At 69.1% G+C, this 602-nt stretch carries 1 protein-coding gene; it reads left to right on the top strand.

The window, feature by feature from the left end; all coding sequences use genetic code 11:
- Nucleotides 1–261: 261 nt before the first annotated feature.
- On the top strand, nt 262–602 hold a 341-nt coding region (locus AC1D01_RS37880), incomplete at its 3' end, for a LysR family transcriptional regulator (protein WP_477875126.1).

Genomic DNA, 602 nt, shown 5'->3' on the forward strand with positions numbered 1-602 from the left:
GAGTTGCACGGCGTGATCGTCGAATGGCCGTTGGCCACGCCGATCATCGGCTTCTTGAAGTCGCCTTCCTGGTAGCCGAGCGCGTAGTACATCGAACGGTTCGGCGCGCGTGCGACGCCTTCGGTGATGTTCTTCGAACGGCGGTTGACGGGGCTGCTCATCGGGGTGTCTCCTGGCGGATGCTCGGGGGGAGCGTGAGTATCGATCGCGTGCAGAATGTCGTCCAATATATCCAGCGTGGTGGATTGATATGTCTTGTGTATGAGTGACGAGCTTCGCGTCGAGCTGCGCGCCTGGCGGCAGTTCCTGGTGCTGGCCGAGACGCTGCACTTCGGCCGCGCAGCGCAGCAGCTCAACATGACGCAGCCGCCGCTGACGCTCGCGATCCGGCAGATCGAGGCCCGGCTCGGCACCGCGCTGTTCGACCGCACGCGGCGGCGCGTCGCGTTGACGCCCGCCGGCGAGGCGCTGGTGTCGCCGGTGCGCCAGCTGCTGCAGCAGGCCGCCGCGCTGGGGGCGGTGGCCAGTGGCGCGGGCAGCGGGGCGGTCGGGCGGCTGCGGCTCGGCTTCGTCTCGACGGTGGGCTTCGGGCCGCTGCCGGG

Source organism: Rhizobacter sp. P3_B12, from assembly GCF_056402895.1.